12 protein-coding genes are annotated in these 15,162 nt (G+C 45.2%); 2 read left to right on the forward strand and 10 right to left on the reverse strand.

The window, feature by feature from the left end; genetic code table 11:
* Window positions 1-134: 134 nt before the first annotated feature.
* Window positions 135-860, reverse strand: coding sequence for an ATP-binding cassette domain-containing protein (locus MKY85_RS17130; protein WP_036613671.1), 726 nt, complete (start codon window positions 858-860; stop codon window positions 135-137).
* Between the two features lie 83 nt (window positions 861-943).
* Complete coding sequence (locus MKY85_RS17135; protein WP_342570270.1) at window positions 944-2,134, reverse strand: MFS transporter; 1,191 nt, start codon at window positions 2,132-2,134, stop codon at window positions 944-946.
* Window positions 2,135-2,342: 208 nt separating this feature from the next.
* Here MKY85_RS17135 and MKY85_RS17140 point away from each other — a divergent pair, with 208 nt between their 5' ends.
* On the forward strand, window positions 2,343-3,263 hold the full coding sequence (locus tag MKY85_RS17140) for a helix-turn-helix domain-containing protein (RefSeq protein ID WP_315935822.1): 921 nt from the start codon (window positions 2,343-2,345) through the stop codon (window positions 3,261-3,263).
* A gap of 49 nt (window positions 3,264-3,312) precedes the next feature.
* Window positions 3,313-4,077 (forward strand): HAD family hydrolase, encoded by a 765-nt coding sequence (locus tag MKY85_RS17145; RefSeq protein ID WP_342570276.1) that lies wholly within the window; start codon window positions 3,313-3,315, stop codon window positions 4,075-4,077.
* A 28-nt stretch (window positions 4,078-4,105) separates the two neighbouring features.
* On the opposite strand, the gene MKY85_RS17150 is transcribed toward MKY85_RS17145, so the two are convergent.
* From MKY85_RS17150 to MKY85_RS17185, 8 genes are all read right to left on the reverse strand, one after another.
* Window positions 4,106-6,445, reverse strand: coding sequence for a DNA topoisomerase 3 (locus MKY85_RS17150; RefSeq protein ID WP_342570278.1), 2,340 nt, complete (start codon window positions 6,443-6,445; stop codon window positions 4,106-4,108).
* A 125-nt stretch (window positions 6,446-6,570) separates the two neighbouring features.
* The gene (locus MKY85_RS17155; protein ID WP_339255825.1) at window positions 6,571-7,062 is read right to left on the reverse strand and encodes a Fur family transcriptional regulator; all 492 of its coding nucleotides are present in this window, start codon (window positions 7,060-7,062) and stop codon (window positions 6,571-6,573) included.
* A gap of 231 nt (window positions 7,063-7,293) precedes the next feature.
* Window positions 7,294-8,781: a glutamate synthase subunit beta gene (locus MKY85_RS17160; RefSeq protein WP_339255827.1), complete on the reverse strand. Its 1,488-nt coding sequence runs from the start codon at window positions 8,779-8,781 to the stop codon at window positions 7,294-7,296.
* 614 nt (window positions 8,782-9,395) lie between these two features.
* Window positions 9,396-9,884, reverse strand: a complete 489-nt coding sequence (locus MKY85_RS17165; protein WP_339234462.1) for a dihydrofolate reductase — start codon at window positions 9,882-9,884, stop codon at window positions 9,396-9,398.
* A 232-nt stretch (window positions 9,885-10,116) separates the two neighbouring features.
* Window positions 10,117-10,911, reverse strand: coding sequence for a thymidylate synthase (gene thyA, locus MKY85_RS17170; RefSeq protein WP_076328531.1), 795 nt, complete (start codon window positions 10,909-10,911; stop codon window positions 10,117-10,119).
* A gap of 274 nt (window positions 10,912-11,185) precedes the next feature.
* Window positions 11,186-12,601, reverse strand: a complete 1,416-nt coding sequence (lpdA, locus tag MKY85_RS17175; RefSeq protein WP_342570280.1) for a dihydrolipoyl dehydrogenase — start codon at window positions 12,599-12,601, stop codon at window positions 11,186-11,188.
* Between the two features lie 3 nt (window positions 12,602-12,604).
* Window positions 12,605-13,927: a dihydrolipoamide acetyltransferase family protein gene (locus tag MKY85_RS17180; RefSeq protein WP_342570281.1), complete on the reverse strand. Its 1,323-nt coding sequence runs from the start codon at window positions 13,925-13,927 to the stop codon at window positions 12,605-12,607.
* 176 nt (window positions 13,928-14,103) lie between these two features.
* Window positions 14,104-15,081 carry an alpha-ketoacid dehydrogenase subunit beta gene (locus MKY85_RS17185; RefSeq protein ID WP_339234470.1) on the reverse strand — a complete coding sequence of 326 codons (978 nt, stop codon included), beginning with the start codon at window positions 15,079-15,081 and terminating at the stop codon, window positions 14,104-14,106.
* Between the last annotated feature and the right edge of the window lie 81 nt (window positions 15,082-15,162).

A 15,162-nucleotide genomic window follows, 5' to 3' on the forward strand; every position in this document is an offset into this window, starting at 1 on the left:
TTCTCATCAAACCCTTGGGGTCACTTATGACTGTGCATCCGCTCAGAACAGAACCAAGCATAATTGCCATAGTTCCTGCTGCAATGAAGCGTCCCCACCGTGAATTAAACAATCTCATCACTCTTTTCAATAGTTTAAATCTGGTTTTTTTCTTGCTGCGTCAGTCTCCGTCCACGAATGTCAAAAGCAATCTTGCCTTCTGCCAATCCCCAGATCCGCGTGGCATGTTTCTCAGCAAGCTCAATAGGCAGTACTGCAATGACTGTAGCACGTTCTTCTTCACATAATTTGCGCAATGTTTCCAGCACCGAATCTGCCGTGTGAGGGTCCAGACCAATCACAGGTTCGTCGGCCAGAACCACTTTGGCACCATGAGCAAGTGCTCTTGCAATGGCAACGCGCTGCTTCTCGCCGCCACTAAGCTTTTCTGCGATTTGATGTGCCTTATCGAGTAATCCCAATCCTTCGAGATAATCCATAGCACCCATATAATCATCGGAACGTACCATACCGGTCACCATTCTCCATACGGGAGTCTGACCCGATCGCCCGATTAATACATTTTTAAGAGCTGTACGTCTGGGGAATAACTCAGGATTCTGCTCCAAGTATGCCCATTCCCGTTTGATTTTCCGTTTTCCAGACCAGCCTTCTTTCAAGATCTCGGCACCATCCACCGTGAATCGGCCAGAATCCCATTTTTCCATCATGGCCAAACATTTAAGCAACATGCTCTTACCGCTGCCGCTTGAACCAACGACAGCAATCATCTCACCTTGTTGCATATCAAATCGAATATCCCGCAGAACGGGAACGCGGTCCACGCCAACGGATTTACTCAAGTTCTCTACTCTGATCATCGCGATGTCTCCTCTTGTCCATGTTTTTCCCTACCACTAGTGTACTCGGAAATGGACATCAATTTCCATGCGAACACCAGCTTCTATTTTAACACAGATTCGAACTCAGGTTTACGACGAAATAATATACCTGCCACACCAAAAAGAAGGTACATGATTCCAAGCAGGGTGAACATACTTCCGGGTGAGATCCAGTTGATCATCTGACCACCCAGATTCGGTCCGATAATGCTTCCAATTGTGAAATGAAAGGATGCCACCACGTTGGCTGCGGGCAGCAACACTTTAGGCAAAATGTCTGCGGCATAGGCCAAGCCCAATGAGAAAAAGGAACCGACCAGACCACCTGCGATCGTTAACAATACAAGTGTCCACCAGAAGTGCGTACCTGCAACAGGAACCAGCATGAATACAATCCCCCCACTGATGCCCGCAAACATCAATATCTTCTTACGCCCATATCGGTCACTCAACATTCCGAGGGGCAATTGAAGGAACAAACCTCCAATACCGATAAATGGAAGCAACGATGAAATCTGATTGGTATCGAATCCAATCCGAAGGCCGTACACGGGGAAGTTGCTATTCATACCGGCCTCCATATATCCGTATAAGAGTGCTGGTAAAAGTGCATACCAGGCCCATGCCAGACTGCGACGGAAGCGACGTTCCGGCAGTTGGCCATGCTCTGCTTTTTCCGGTTTCGTATCCGGAAGCTTCATTAATACTAGGATAAGTACTGCTGCAATACAGATGAACAAGACCCAGAAAGGGACAGCATCACCGAAGCCAAGCAGCTTTATTCCGAGAGGACCAATACTGAATCCGAGACCGTAGGACATGCCATATAACGATATGTAACGTCCACGCTTTTCAGGTGCAGTAACAAGCAGCACCCAGAGCTGGGCCGCATAATGTAGTGCGCTATCTCCTATTCCAACGACCAGACGTAAAATGAACCATATTTTAATATCCGGTAAATAAGGAAACAGGATCAAAGGAACCATGACCAATAACAGGCCGCCTACAATCAGCTTTTTGAACCCCAATGCACCCAGTAGTCGCTCCGCAACTAACGTCATGGCAAATGAACCAACGTACAAGGCGGCAGCGTTTAATCCGTTTAAACCTGGTGAAACCCCTTTTTGCTCCAAAAAAATCGAAAGCACAGGAAGCAAAAGCCCCTGACTTATGCCCGCCACCACAATAACCGTAATCAGAATCAGATAACTGGCTGTCGAGTGTGATCGTTTGGGACGAGTAATCGATGACACGAATTCATTCCTCCTGCAAGCACACAAAGAAAAATCGCCATCGCTGACGACTTTCGTATGTTATACATATGGTTTTAAACTGCTATTCATGGACCAGGGCTTTGCCCCGGACTTGAACATTATAGTGGACAACGCCCTGCAAAACAAGCCATAATAGTAGTTAAGTCGCTGCGTACATTTAGATGTGACGGGAGGATTCTGCAACATTATGGCTTATCATGTGAAAATTGATGTTTCACCGATATATGAAATGCTTAACAGCTTTCTGGTTTATGTCACGAAAAAATGGATTCAGCATCTGGATATTGGTCCTGAATGGATTCTGGAAGTGGAAGGCAAACTAAGTTCCAATGTACGAGCTGCGCTCGCACCTGCTGCCACTTGGCCTTTTGATGATTTTGATGTTTTGTTTGCATGGGCAGCATATCAAAATGATACATCAGAGAATCGTGATTTCCTGGACATGCTTGCCGGAATGACTGCGGAAGACCTATATGCACGTGTGTCTCCTCTTCTGCCCGCACTTACAATAGAAGAATCTACACGCATTCGGAACAGTTATGTCCCATTATTGCGACTATGGGATGAACACTACTGCCAGAATATGAGCGAAGATCAGCGTGTATGGCTGGAAGAAGATGCCGAGGAAAAACGCATTTTGCTTGATAAAATGGGCTCTGAACTGCTTATTGAATATGCTACAGCGGGCGTTCTTGTTGAACCGATGCCTGGACTGAACGAAGTTATCCTGTTTCCAACGGTGCACAATCGCCCTATTAATATGTACTGCTTCTATGAGGGAATGATGATTATGCAGTATCCGGTAGATGCACCTGAAGAAAATGAAGATCAGCCGCCAACATGCCTTTTACGATTCACCCATGCACTGGCTGATCCCGAAAGACTTCGCCTGCTTCGTTACGTATCGGATGAACCCAAGTCTCTCGCTGAGATGTGTGAAGAATTGGGCAAAGACGAAGATACGGTCAAAGATCAGGTGATGGCGCTGCGCATCGCAGGTCTGCTGCGAACTCATCTGCTCGGAAGCAACCGTAAAGAGAAATACAGTATTCGCCCAGATGGCGTATCTGAATTGAATATGTTTCTGGAATCTTACATTCGCATATAATTCATTTGACCCAATGTGGAGTTGCTGGCTACAAGGAGTGAGTTAGATCATGAAATTAATGAAACAACATATTTTGTTTGACCTTGATGATACACTCGTATACTGCAATAAATATTTCAACCTGATTTTGGGAGAATTCTTTGAGAATATGCAGGAGTGGTTTGATGGACATTCTTTGACAACGCAAGAGATCCGTGAGAAACAGCTGGAGATTGATGTAACCGGAGTGGACAAGCTTGGCTTTGCAAGTCACCATTTCCCGCAATCCCTGATTGATACCTATCGTTACTTTTCTGGGAAGTTTGCCAGATCAACTTCTCCCAGAGAAGAATCTTATCTGAGCAAGTTGGGTATGAGCGTGTACGAACAGGAAGTTGAACCCTATCCTCATATGGTTGAAACGCTTGAGAACCTCAAAGGCGCAGGACATTCCCTCTACTTATATACCGGCGGCGAAACTGTGATCCAGCAGCGTAAGATTGATCAGATGAAACTCTCGGCGTATTTTGATGATCGGATCTATATCCGACAACACAAAAACATAGAGGCACTGGAAGGCATTCTGTCTAACGGTCCGTTTGATCGTCGTGCGACATGGATGATTGGCAACTCACTGCGGACAGACATTATGCCCGCGGTAAAAGCCGGAATACACAGCATATATATCAAACAACCAAATGAATGGCAATACAACATCGTAGAACTTCAACCCAATCCGGAAACATCGATGTATACCATCACTGCACTGGAAGAGGTACCCAAAGTCATACACGAAAATATACATCAGCAGCAACAAAAAAGGACCCTTGGATAAGGGTCCTTTTACTTTATCATGACTAACATCAAGCATCCTGTTTCTCACCAGATAACTTGCCTGTTACCACGTCTTGCAAAATAATACGTGCCTTCACGGTACTCCCGTCTTTTCGTTTGAACGATAGGACCTGGGTACTCCCCTTCTCAATCAGCGATTTTAACATCGTACTGGTGATTTTCTTGCCCGCATACTCTTTCCATACCACAAACGAACAGCCTTCCTTGAAACGTGAGCATCCATAACCCTTCTTGCCCTCTATAATCTGACCTGTACAGCCGGGAGAAGGACAAGGTGCCAGTAACTCTCTCACTCCGGTTGGGCTCGCAGTGGAAGATGGCGCCTTGTTGGTGGTGCTTTTCGCACTGACGGCTCTCGATGAAGATGCCGAAGTCTGACGGGACGTTTTTACAGTTGAACCGCCACTAGCTGTCTTGGCTGATGTCCTTGTATTACCTGCCTGGGTTCTGGCTCCCTTGCCTTTCCCCCTGCCTGCACGCGAATCTTCTCCAAAAGCATCTGCCGGCGCCGGGGCTTGCACACGCACCTTCTCAATGATGGACAACGTAAATTTCTTAACGTTCTCCATGAACTTGTCCTGCCCCGCCTCACCTTTGGAAATCTGATATAATCTTCTTTCCCATTGGCCTGTCATCTCGGGGGAGGTTAACAGATCTACGCCTGCTCGGCGAATCAATTCGATAGCCGTTCTTCCTTTGAGCGTTAACTGCATTTTTTTCCCCTGCATCGTAATGTAACCTACGTTTTTGAGGCGCTCAATTGTAGCAGCACGTGTAGCCGGAGTACCCAAACCACTGTCTTTCATCGCATCTCGCAGCTCTTCATTCTCGATCTGTTTGCCTGCACTTTCCATCGCTTTCAGCAATGTTCCCTCGGTATAACTTTTGGGAGGCTGGGTCGCCTTCTCCTTGAACTCACTCTTCGTACATTGAACAGGCAATTCAGGTTGTACGCTAAAAGCCTTGTCCGTCCACTCTTCAGCTTCCTCTTCTTCATTGCCGTTTTTCTTGGTCTTCTTCTTGCCTGCCCCACCCTGTTCCTGATCTCCGGAACCGAGAACCACTTTCCATCCGAGGGACAGCAGCTCTTTGACAGATGTCTTAAACTGATGTTTCTCCACTTCGGTGAGCACGGTATGTTGCTTATACTCCGCCGGAGGATAAAAGTGAGACAAGAAACGTCTTACTATCAAATCATAGATGTTCTGCTCATCCTTGGATAAGGTACCTGGTCGCTTCAAAGTAGGTAGGATCGCATGGTGATCTTCAACCCTGCTCGGATTACATACCCCTTTATTATTCTTATGAACAAGCTCTGGTTTAGCCCCTTGCGCAAGCTCACTATAGGTACCATTTTTAAGCAGGTTTAACGTTTTGTGCATACCTTCAATATTCTGTTCCGTAACATAGTTGGAGTTCGTCCGCGGATACGAAATTCCCTTGTGTTTTTCATACAAGGCCTGTGCGATATCCAGTGTTTTTTTGGCACCATATCCGAATTTGGCATTGGCTTCACGCTGTAAAAGGGTCAGGTCATACAAACGATACGGATATTCCTTCGTCTGCTTCGCTTCATATTTGGTAATCTGCCCTGTCTTGCCCTTCACACTGGCTGCAATGGCCTCTGCTGCCTCCGCATCTGTCAACTTATCTCCTTGACGCAGTCCCCGGTACTCGACACCTTCCTGCCGAAACCAGGCGGCCACTTCATAAAAGGTCTGCGACTGGAACGCTTCAATCTCTATTTCCCGATCATAGATTAGCGCGAGTACCGGCGTCTGCACACGGCCTACAGACAACAATGCATTATGACGGGTTGTAAATGCCCGTGAGGCATTCATGCCAATTAGCCAATCGGCTTCACTTCTGGCGCGAGCAGCATGGGTCAAATTTTCAAATTCAGAGGCATCCTTCAGCCCATCAAAACCACGTCTAATGCTCTCTGCTGTCAAATCCGATATCCATAAACGCTTTACAGGCTGACGCAGCTTCAATTGCTGTTGTATAAGAGCGAAGATGTACTGCCCTTCTCTCCCTGCATCGCAAGCATTAACGATCGCTGAAGCCCGTTTAGCCAGTTCTCCAATCGTTTTGAGCTGATCTTTCGTTCTCGGATTGGGTACAATCTTGAACTGATCGGGTATGATCGGCAGATCCGCTATATTCCAACGCTTGTACTTCGTATCATAGGCATCCGGTTCAGCCAGTCCAAGTAAATGCCCTATCGCCCATGTGATGATGTAATGCTCACCCTCCAGATAGGTTCGATTGTTCTTGGCCTTTGGTTCTATGACGGCGGCAATGGTTCGACCCATGTCGGGTTTTTCCGCTATAACCAGTGTCTTCATCCGTCCATCTCTCCTCCTTCACCGTCCGCATGACGGCAAAAAGGGGCCTTCCGCCGACGGAAGCCCCTTGCTTCTGATACATATTATATCAGATTTTGGATTCGGGAGCACCCTCCCAGAATGAATTAAACTGCAGCCTGTTCTTTCAGAACATGTTTTTGTCTGCACTCTTTGCATACACCTTGGAAATCCAGACGATGATCCGTGACAGCAAAGCCATACTGACGCTCTATCTGTTGTTCCAAACGAAGCAGACCATCTTCCATAATCTCTTCTACTTTCCCACATTCGGTACAGATCAAGTGATGGTGATGATGAGAACCATCTGTACTTCGCAGATCGAAGCGCGCAGCACCATCCCCAAAGTTAATCTTTTCAACGACCTGAAGATCACTCAGCAGTTCGAGAGTTCGGTATACCGTAGCCAATCCGATCTCAGGGAACTGCTCTTTAACCAAGAGGAAAACTTCCTCTGCACTAAAATGATCCTTTTCATGTTCAAGCAACACACGTACAGTAACTTCCCGTTGTTGTGTTAACTTATATCCTTTTTCAACTAATTGATTTTTAATGTGAAATATCTGTTCTGAAATGGACTTGTCCCGGTTACTTGCCATAGCAGGTCGCACCTCCGGTTTATATTCATTGAAATTTATTTTTATCGTACGGATTCGTGGTTTCATTCAATCCTTATTTATAATTATTATAATATAATAATAAATCTTTATCACGTAAAAAGCAATGCTATTGCTCACACTTATATGAAATATGTAGTCAAATTGGTTAAAATAACAGCAAACAACCCTCGCTGATCGCGAAGGTTGTCATTAATACTCGTTCTATACTTTTTACACCAGAACCGAAGCACCCATCAAGTATTTGTCCACTTCACGAGCAGCCTCACGGCCTTCATTAATTGCCCATACAACCAAGCTTTGGCCACGACGCATGTCACCTGCTGCGAATACTTTATCCACATTGGTGTTGTATTTGCCGTAACGTGCCTTAACGTTAGTACGACGATCTGTTGCAAGACCCAGTTGTTCTACCAACGTTTGTTCCGGTCCATCAAAACCAATGGCAATCATGGCCATCTGAGCCGGGAATACACGCTCTGTACCAGGAATCGGCTGATAAATCTTACGACCAGTTTCATCCACAATACGCTCGATCTGTACTGTATGCAATTCTTTGAGGTTCCCCTCATCGTCTCCAACAAATTTCGTTGTCATGATGGAGAATTCACGCGGATCTTGACCAAACAATGCTTTGGCTTCCTCTTGTGCATAATCAAGTGTGTATACGTTCGGGAATTGTGGCCAAGGGTTGTTAATGCGATCACGTTCCATAGGTGCTTGGGTATGCGTACCGAATTGAGTGATCGTACGACAACCATGACGCAGCGATGTAGCTACACAGTCAGATCCTGTATCACCGCCACCAATGACGATAATATCTTTGTCCTTGGCGGACAGATATTGACCATCTTCCAGATTGGAGTCGAGATAGCTCTTAATGCTGCCATTCAGGAAATCCATGGCGTAATGAACGCCTTTCAAGTCGCTGCCTTCAATATTGAATTCACGCGGCTTCGTTGCACCACCGCACAATACAACAGCGTCATATTCATCCACCAGTTGTTGTGCTGCAATATCTTTACCGATCTCGGTGTTTGTAATGAATTGGATCCCTTCTGCTTCAAGCAGATCAACACGACGTTGAACGACCTTTTTATCCAATTTCATCGTTGGGATACCGTACATCAGCAATCCGCCGACACGGTCCGAACGCTCATATACGGTTACCAAATGTCCCGCTTTATTCAACTGAGCCGCAGTTGCCAAGCCAGCTGGACCTGAGCCTACCACAGCTACACGTTTACCTGTACGTTTTTCAGGAGGCTCCGGAACGACCCATCCTTCTTCGAAACCTTTTTCAATAATTGCTTCTTCAATCGTTTTGATGGTTACAGGCTGACCGATTAAGCCAACTGTACAAGATCCTTCACAAGGAGCTGGACAGATGCGACCTGTAAATTCCGGGAAATTATTGGTTTTGTGAAGGCGCTCAAGTGCTTCTCTCCACAGTCCGCGATATACAAGATTATTCCATTCCGGAATCAGGTTATGCACGGGGCAACCTGACGTGCCGCCAGTCATATCTATACCTGTATGGCAATACGGGGTACCACAATCCATGCATCGTGCACCTTGTGTTCTGAGTTCTTCTTCAGCCATGTGTTTATGAAACTCTTCCCAATCCTTGATCCGCTCCGCTGGCTCACGATCCGCTGGCAGTTGACGTTTGTATTCCATAAATCCAGTAGGTGTAGACATCTTACGTTTTCCCCCATCCGTTCTTGTCTTAATCCCTTCATGTGCATGGTTCTATATGAAATGGATTACTCATTACTTGAGTTTTTGTCTATTGTATCACAAAATCTTCTCGAAGATATTTCAATTATAGTAGCATTTACTGTGGTGAATATTAAATGGATTATCCGCATAATTATTTGTATTTTATACATCATATCTTTGAAGTCTACCTATGGTCAATACCCTTATTTTGGCGTTAAATGTGGTCTTGAACTCCGAAATCTGGTGTTTGATAAAGAGTTAATAAGTCGAAACGTCATATAAATGTTAGATAATTTGTCATGAAATTCAACATATTCTGCTAGGAATCGTTCGTATTTCCGAATTCCAGACCTGTTTTAGGGCTTCACAACGTTAAATCCCCAAATCTTTTACACTTTTTTACTATTTAATGCTGAATCTTATGTATAATATACATACATTTCAATCATTCATGTTATATTAATGTAATATGGATTCCATTCTAAACAAACGGCTATGTTTTTATAAAGAAAAGACGCTGTTCACGAATATTTCGCAATCAGCGCCTCCCATCATACAACCACGACCGAAGTCAGGATTTTTATATGCCATATTTACTGTTTACGCTCATAAAATTCAAACGTATATGCGTGAACATTTTTTTCATCCTGTTCGCCTTCAATCTGGTCAATCAGTTCCCATTCAGACCAATCCACGTCGGGGAAAAACGTATCTCCCTCAAAATTCTCATGAATTTTGGTCACCACAAGACGATCTGCAAAGGGCAAGAACTCGCGATACACTTGGGAACCTCCAATTACGCACAGTTCCTCACCTTTGGTTACGCTCAACCCTTCTTCAATCGTATGTACGATCTCAGCCTGGTCCACCTTGTAGTTCAGATCTCTTGTCACTACGATATTACGGCGCTGAGGAAGCGGCTTACCGCCAAAAGATTCCCACGTGTTACGTCCCATAATAATCGTTTTGTTTAACGTACGTTGTTTGAAAAAGGCCATATCTTTGGGTAAACGCCATGGAATCGTATTATTCAATCCGATCACACCGTTCTCCCCCATTGCCCATACCAATTCAATACTCAAGGGTAATACACTCCTTCAATCCAAGTCTCTTCTAGAAGTTGTTCAAAAATCCACTTTTGATTACGAATCATGCCTAGCGGCATCATCAGCGTCGAAGTTGAAATTCAACCGAAATGTCCGTTGCTCACGTAGTTTGCCTACGCTCCGCTACTCCATTTCTAGCTTCATTCCATCTTCTTGTTACTGAAAACCAGACTTTTTGAACACGCACTTATCGAGATTGAACACATAATTAGACTGCAATTGGAGCTTTAATGCCCGGATGATGCTGATAGTTCTCAAACTCGAAATCTTCAAACTTATAATCAAAAATCGAATCGGGCTTACGCTTGATTACTAGCTTAGGTAACGCATAAGGTTCACGCTCCAGCTGAGTTTTGACCTGATCAACATGGTTGGAATAGATGTGAACATCCCCACCAGACCAGATGAAATCACCCACCTCAAGGTCACATTGCTGCGCGATCATATGAGTTAAAAGCGCATAACTCGCGATGTTAAAAGGCAGCCCGAGGAAGGTATCCACTGAACGCATTGTTAGCATACATGATAATTTACCCTCTGCAACGTAAAACTGAAACGCAAAGTGACAAGGTGGAAGCTTCATATTATTGATCTCTGCCACATTCCATGCGCTGACAAGATGACGTCGTGAATCTGGATTATTTTTAATTGAATCAATGACTGCAGAGATCTGATCGATCTTCTCCCCATTAGGTGCTTCCCAAGTACGCCATTGTGAACCATACACCGGTCCAAGATCTCCATTTTCGTCCGCCCAGTCGTCCCAGATCTTCACACCATTTTCTTTCAAATAAGATATATTGGTATCGCCACTCAAAAACCACAACAGTTCATGAATAACCGATTTGAGATGAATTCGTTTGGTTGTTACCAGCGGAAATCCTTCGGAGAGATCATAACGGAGTTGTCTGCCGAATACGGATTGTGTTCCTGTTCCCGTACGATCTCCTTTATGAACGCCATTGTTCAGAATATCCTGTAATAAATCGAGATAGTTTTTCAAGTTGATTTCCCCTCGCATCTCTATATATGTTGCCACTCAGTTCCAGATTGGTCTGAGTTACATCATGTCTGATCATCTTAACAGTTTATCACACTGTGCACGATGGAAAAAGAGTTGAAAACACATTCAATCGGACCTATGTTTTACGACACAAAGTACATGATATAACTCTACGGAAGGTTCTACACTCACAAAAAAGAGGTGAATAACGCGTTAGCGCTATTCACCTCTTGATATACGTATAATGCCGGACGGATCCGAAGCTTAGATGATCTTAACGGGAGATGATGTGGATCGGGTGACCCATAACCAATTCCGCAGCTTCCATCACGATTTCGCCCAAAGTTGGGTGAGCGTGAATTGTGAGAGCCAGATCTTCCAAAGTAGCGCCCATTTCAATTGCCAATCCAAGCTCAGCAATCAAGTTAGAAGCTTCCAGACCTACGATTTGGCAACCCAATACAAGGCCGCTTTCCTCGTCAGCTACGATTTTCACGAAGCCTTCAGCGTGGTTCAAAGATACAGCACGACCGTTACCCGCATAAGGGAATTTGCCTGCTTTAACTTTGTAACCTTTCTCTTTAGCTTCTTTCTCCGTGTAACCTACGCTGGAACACTCTGGATCTGTGAACACAACAGCCGGCATACATTTGTAGTCAACTACAGATGGTTGTCCTGCGATTGCTTCAGCAGCCACTTTACCTTCATAAGAAGCTTTGTGTGCCAGAGCCAAACCAGATACGATGTCACCGATAGCGAAGATATGAGGAATGCTAGTACGACCTTGGTGGTCAACTTTAACGAATCCACGCTCGTCAACGTCTACACCGATCAGGTCCAAACCAAGCTCACCATCTGTGTTTGGACGACGTCCAACAGTTACCAGCAGGTAATCTGCAGTTACTTCTTTGGACTCACCATTTACAGAATATTTAACAGTTACATCTTTATCCGTTTGCTCAGCACTTTCAGCTTTTGCACCCGTTACGATTTCGATGCCTGTTTTCTTCATGTTTTTAGCCACAAGGCTAGTCATGTCTTTATCGAAACCTGGCAGTACTGTATCCAATCCTTCGATGATTGTTACTTTCGCACCAAATTTGGAATACATTTGACCAAGCTCAGCACCGATATAACCGCCACCGATAACGATCATGCTTTTTGGTACTTCAGGCAAGTTCAGAGCTTCTGTTGAAGACAGAATGCGTCCGCCAAATGGGAAAGGTTTCAGTTCAATTGGACGGGAACCTGTTGCGATAATTGCATTTTTAAATTTGTAACGTGGAGACTCGTGGTCGTTGAATACACGAGCTTCGTTTTCATTGATGAACATGCACTCACCATTGAAAACTTCAACTTTGTTGCCTTTGAGCAAACCAGCTACGCCGCCAGTCATTTTCTTAACAACGCCGTTTTTGAATTCTTGAGTTTTGCTGAAGTCCACTTTCACGTTCTCAGCAGTGATACCAAAAGCTTCACCGTGAAGTGCAGACTCATATTGGTGTGCAGCAGAGATCAGGGCTTTGGATGGAATACATCCACGGTTCAAACAAACACCGCCCAGTTCGGATTTGTCTACGATCAATACGCTTTGGCCCAGTTGAGCAGCGCGGATGGCAGCTACATAGCCGCCAGGACCCGCACCAATTACTAATGTGTCGATATTGAGAGAAGCGTCGCCTACTACCATATCTTACACCTCCATAACAAGCAGCTCAGGGTTAGCGAGCAGCTGTTTAATGTAATTCATAAAGTTTTGTGCTGTTGCGCCATCGATGATACGGTGGTCAAAGCTCAGGGAAAGAGCCATTACAGGTGCTGCAACTACTTCGCCGTTTTTGATCACTGCTTTTTCGCTGATGCGTCCTGTTCCGAGAATAGCAACTTCAGGGAAGTTAATGATTGGAGTGAAGAACATACCGCCAGCAGAACCGATGTTACTGATGGAGATTGTGCTTCCTCTCATTTCATTCGCGCTCAATTTGCCGTCACGTCCACGAGCTGCCAGATCACGGATTGAATCAGCGATCATCCAGATGGATTTGCGATCAGCATCTTTGATAACAGGAACGATCAAGCCGTTGTCTGTATCTGTTGCGATACCGATGTTGTAGTATTTTTTGTAGACAATTTCGTTAGCTTCTTCATCAATCATAGCGTTCAGAGCAGGGAATTGGCGGGAAGCCGCAACCAGTGCTTTAACGATGAATGGCAGATAAGTAACTTTTGTTCCTTTTTTCTCTGCAATAGGTTTCATACGAGTACGGAAAGCAACCAGTTCAGTTACGTCCACTTCGTCCATGATTGTAACGTGAGGTGCTGTGTAAGCCGATTTAACCATTGCGTTAGAGATCGCTTTACGGATACCTTTGAATGGTACGCGCTCTTCTTCAAGGTATTGTTCACCTGCAGCCGCTGCTGGTGCTGCGGATTTTTTCTCTTCTTGAGCCGGAGCTTCGGAAGATGCCGCTGCGGAAGAACCGCCACCGTTTTTGAAGGATTCAACATCTTCTTTGGTTACTTTACCGTTGTTGCCAGTACCGTTAACCTGAGCGATGTCTACACCTTGTTCGCGAGCAAATTTGCGCACGCTTGGCGTTGCCAGAACGTCTTTGGCAGGTACTGCCGGAACGCTGTTGTTTCCGCCTTCTTTAGCTGAATCCGAGCTGGAAGCTGCTGCAGGAGAACCGCTAGTATCAGCTCCGCCTTGAGCTGCATCTTTCTCTTGCTCGCCTTGATCGCCAGCAGGAGCGTCGTCTTGCTCAGGAATTTCACCTTCTGCATCAATGATGGCAACAACTTCACCAACGTGGCAGACTTGACCGTCTTTAGCGAATACTTCAGTCACTGTTCCGTTAACCGGACAAGGTACTTCAACTACCGCTTTGTCGTTCTGTACTTCCATGATGATATCATCGTCAGTTACTTTGTCCCCGACTTTGATGTGCATCTTGATGATTTCGCCTTCGTGAAGGCCTTCGCCTAGTTCAGGGAATTTATATTCAAATTTAGCCAACTGAAAAACCTCCTTGATTATGTGCTCAATCCTGAAAACAACCCTTAACTCCAAGAACCAACTGTTACTGCTAATGCAAATAACTGTTACTCAAGGGGCTAATGGCTGTTTACAGTGCAGCCTGCGCTGCGGTGTGAATCACCATACTGCGCCTTGCGGCATGTCAGATGATTAGATTAGAAATTCACGACTTTGTTAACCGCAGCAACGATACGTGCCGGGTTAGGCAGCCATGTATCTTCGATTTGTGCAAAAGGATATACAGTATCCGGACCAGCTACACGCAGAACCGGTGCTTCCAAATGCAGGATTGCTTTTTCATTGATTTGGGCAATGACTTCAGCTGCAACACCTGCGCTCTTTTGAGCTTCCTGTACAACAATTGCACGGTTTGTTTTCTTAATAGAAGCAACGATGGTATCGATGTCGATCGGGCTAACCGTACGAAGGTCGATAACTTCAACGTTGATACCTTGTTTTTCGAGTTCCTCTGCTGCTTTCACAGAAGTATGAACCATCATACCGTAAGTGATGATCGTTACATCGGAACCTTCACGAACAACGTTCGCTTTACCCAATTCAACAACGTAATCTTCCTCAGGAACTTCTGCACGGAAAGCATGGTACAGGTTCAAGTGCTCCATGAAGAATACAGGGTCATTATCGCGAATAGAAGCGATCATCAGACCTTTTGCATCGTATGGGTTAGAAGGAACAACTACTTTGATACCTGGTGTTTGCGTGAGCAGACCTTCCAGGGAATCGGTATGCAATTCTGCCGCTTTTACACCGCCACCGAATGGTGTACGGAATACGATTGGAGAATTGTATTTTCCACCGGAGCGGAAACGCATACGAGCAGCTTGCACTACCATTTGGTCAAGGGCTTCGAAGATAAAACCAACGAATTGGATCTCAGCAACCGGACGGAAGCCTTGCACACCCAGACCTACAGCCAAACCGCCAATAGCGGATTCCGCCAGTGGTGTATCAAATACACGCTCTTCGCCAAACTCTTTTTGCAGACCTTCCGTTACACGGAAAACGCCGCCTACATTACCTACGTCTTCACCAAAAAGCAGAACGTTAGGATCACGTTTCAACTCCACGCGAAGCGCATCACGGATTGCTTCTTTCATGTTCATTTGTGCCATTTGCTTCATTTCCTCCTTAAACATTGACAGTTCACATTTGAATTCGTACATGTATACCGGGACATTAAAGTCGCGGATGTT

Origin of the sequence: Paenibacillus sp. FSL R5-0749 (assembly GCF_038595085.1) — a bacterium.
Taxonomy (GTDB): domain Bacteria; phylum Bacillota; class Bacilli; order Paenibacillales; family Paenibacillaceae; genus Paenibacillus.